This is a genomic window from Thermovirga sp., from assembly GCA_012523215.1.
Classification (GTDB): domain Bacteria; phylum Synergistota; class Synergistia; order Synergistales; family Thermovirgaceae; genus 58-81.
Window position 1 is genome coordinate 1 of the sequence record JAAYIZ010000132.1, and the last position, 3,250, is coordinate 3,250.

Genomic DNA, 3,250 nt, shown 5'->3' on the forward strand with positions numbered 1-3,250 from the left:
AAAGGAGCGGCGCGGTCCTGACCGCCCGTCTCGCCCTCGAGGTCGGCCGGGAAGTGTGGGCCGTGCCGGGGCGGATAACGGACAGCGTCTGTCGAGGTTCCAACGCCCTCATATCCGACGGGGCAATGCCCCTGGCGGACATCGGGGAGTTCGCCGCCCTTGTTTCGGGAAGACAGGGTGAACTATTCCCCCCCATACAAGGGCAAGGCGCTCCAGCCAACTTCCTCCTCGCGCCCGACGAGACCGAGGTGCTGCGCATCCTGGGCGAAAAGGGCGACCTGACGGTTGACAACATAGCGACGGAAGGTAAAATGAGCGCCGCTGCCGTCCTGAGGGCCCTTGGAGCGCTTTCAGCCTATGGCCTTGCCGTCTCCAGCGGCCCGGGAAGGTGGAGCGCGAGGGTCCGGACCAGGTCCTGACCGACTCCAGGGGGAACAGGAGGAGAGAAAATGTCCGTAAGATTCATACCGGAAAGCGAGAGCCGTTTCCTCACCGAGGATGCCCTGGCCCTTGCCTACCGTGTCTGCGCCGATGAAAGTCTTTCCAGGGAGGTCATCGAGGAAACTCTTACCGAGGCGGTCCGCCTTGGCCTGATAGGCGATTTTCCCATCAACGCGGGGCTCTTTGAATCCCTTTTGTACGCCGTCCGCGAAAAAACGACGGCCGCCAGGCCGAAGGAAATGCCGTTGTGCTGAAGGACGAAGGATCTAAGACCAGAAGATCGAAGACCAAAAAGACCGAGTCCGCGCCCTCCCGGAAACAGGCGAAGGCAAGAGCGAAACCAGGGAAAAAACTGTCCCGCACCAGCATTAAGCCGGGGCAGACCTTGGTGATCGTCGAATCGCCCTCCAAGGCCAGGACCCTCGGCAAGATCCTGGGCAGGGATTTCGATGTCCAGTCCAGCGTGGGCCACATCCGCGACCTTCCCAAGAGCCGCCTCGCCATCGATCTAGAAAACGATTTCGAACCCGAATACATACTGGTCAGGGGAAAGGGGGCCATCGCCCGCAACCTGAGGCAGAGGGCATCGGCGAGCGACCGGGTTCTCATCGCCTCGGACCCCGACAGGGAGGGCGAGGCGATAGCCTGGCATCTCTCCGAGATCCTGGGTGTTGATCCCGACTCACCCTGCAGGGTGAGGATGTACGAGATCACGCCCAAGGGCGTCCAGGAGGCCTTTAACCAGGTATCCTCGGTGGACATGAAAAAGGTCGAAGCCCAGCAGGCCCGCCGCGTCCTGGACAGGCTCGTGGGATACAAGCTGAGCCCCCTGCTCTGGGACAAGATCAAGAGGGGCCTTTCGGCCGGCAGGGTTCAGTCCGCGGCCCTCAAGATGATCTGTGACAGGCAGGAGCTGATCGATTCCTTCATTCCCCGGGAGTACTGGCAGGTCACGGTGGCCGCTCAGGCCGTCGACGGGCGGGGATACTCCCTCAGGGTCGACAAACTCGACGGCAAATCGCTCGTGAAGGATGGCCGGACGCTCCTCATAAAGGACGAGGCCTCCGCCGCCGAGATCGAGAGGGAGATCCGGTCCAACACCGTCAAGGTGATCTCCTTTACCCAGAAGGAGAGCCTTCGCAAATCGTTGCCCCCCTTCAAGACCAGCACCCTGCAGCAGGAGTCGTCCCGGAGGCTCTCCTTCGCCCCCAGGAGGACCATGTTCACCGCCCAGGGGCTTTACGAGGGCGTCAACATCCCCGGCCGCGGGACAACGGGCCTTATCACCTACATGAGGACCGACAGCCTCAGGGTGTCCCAGGAGGCCATCGGACAGGCCAGGGAACACATAAAGACCGTCTTTGACAAGGCTTACCTGCCTTCGTCCGCCCAGGTGCACGAGGGCAAGGGCCGCTCCCAGGACGCCCACGAAGCCATAAGACCCACCGATGTCTCCCTTACACCCGATTCGTTGAAGGAGTTCCTGACCTCGGATCAGTACAGGCTCTACGACCTGGTATGGCGCCGCTTCGTCTCCAGCCAGATGAGCCCGGCGAGAATAGCCAGGAGCACCGTGGAGGCTGAAAGCGGCAGAGTGGGCATGAGGCAGTCGGGGACCTGCGTGGTCTTCGACGGCTGGGGTGCGCTCTGGCCCTTGGACACGAAGGACGAAGTCATCGAGCCGGCGAGGGAGGGCGAACCCCTGGAAGTGAAGGAGATAACCACGGAGCAGCGCTTCACGAAACCTCCCTCCAGGTTCAACGACGCGGGGCTCATCAAGGCTCTCGAGGAAGAGGGCATCGGGCGCCCTTCGACCTACGCGACCATTGTCCAGACCCTCTACGACAGGAGATACGTCGTCAGGGACGATGACAAGCGTCTCGCTCCGACGCCCCTCGGCCAGATAGTAGACACCTTCCTGGAGGCCCATTTTCCCGACATCGTGGACCTGGCCTTCACGGCGGGGATGGAGAATAAACTGGACGGGATAGAGGAAAACGGAAGGCAATGGAGGGACGTGGTCCGCGACTTCTGGAAGGGCTTCTCCGCCTCCCTGGAAAAGGCCGCCGCGGAGGCCGAGAAGGTGCCTCCCCCTCCCCCGGAGCCCATCGGGGAAGACTGCCCCCTTTGCGGTTCGCCGCTGGTCATCAAGTCGGGGCGTTTCGGGGATTTCATCGGATGTTCCGGTTTCTCCGACCCGGACAAGAAGTGTCGTTACACCCGCCCCATACTGAAGACGACGGGCGTAGCCTGTCCCAAGTGCGGCGAGGGCGAAATCGTCAAGAGGAAAGGCAAGACCGGCAAGCCCTTTTACGGCTGCTCCCGCTACCCCGAGTGTGACTTCGTCTCCTTTACCTTGCCCGGGGAGAGGGAAAGCGCCGCCCCCGCCCCGTCGAAGGTTTCACCCGATGAAGAAGGGACCGGCGGATAAAAGGGTCCTCGTGGCGGGGGCGGGCCTGGCCGGTTCGGAGGCCGCCTGGCAACTGGCCCGGAGGGGTATTCCCGTCACCCTCGTCGAAATGCGCCCCCGGAAGATGACGCCGGCCCACAAGACCCCCGGCTTCGCCGAACTGGTCTGCAGCAACTCCCTCGGCGCCGACGGGACGACGAGCGCGGGGGGCATACTCAAGGCCGAACTGGATCGCCTTGGGAGCCTCATCCTTGACTGCGCCAGGCAATCCCGGGTTCCAGCGGGCAAAGCGCTCGCCGTGGACCGGCGCGCCTTCTCGGAATGCGTCACCGAGACCCTGGGCTCAGAGCCCCTGGTCGCCATCGAGAGGGAGGAACTCCGGGATATACCCGAAGGTCC

At 63.0% G+C, this 3,250-nt stretch carries 4 protein-coding genes; all 4 read left to right on the forward strand.

What is annotated here, in order from left to right:
• Positions 1–419, forward strand: a 419-nt coding sequence (locus GX108_03645; protein ID NLO56137.1) for a DNA-protecting protein DprA, incomplete at its 5' end; no start/stop codon positions are given.
• Positions 420–449: 30 nt separating this feature from the next.
• Positions 450–695 (forward strand): hypothetical protein, encoded by a 246-nt coding sequence (locus GX108_03650; protein ID NLO56138.1) that lies wholly within the window; start codon positions 450–452, stop codon positions 693–695.
• Positions 692–2,872, forward strand: a complete 2,181-nt coding sequence (gene topA / locus GX108_03655) for a type I DNA topoisomerase (protein ID NLO56139.1) — start codon at positions 692–694, stop codon at positions 2,870–2,872. Before GX108_03650 ends, topA begins: the two co-directional genes overlap by 4 nt.
• Positions 2,850–3,250, forward strand: a 401-nt coding sequence (locus GX108_03660) for an NAD(P)-binding protein (GenBank protein ID NLO56140.1), incomplete at its 3' end; no start/stop codon positions are given. The genes topA and GX108_03660, both read left to right, overlap by 23 nt.

Excerpts from the sequence above, each read along its gene's own strand:
- GX108_03650 (NLO56138.1), top strand. The coding sequence starts at position 450 with ATGTCCGTAAGATTCATACCGGAAAGCGAGAGCCGTTTCCTCACCGAG.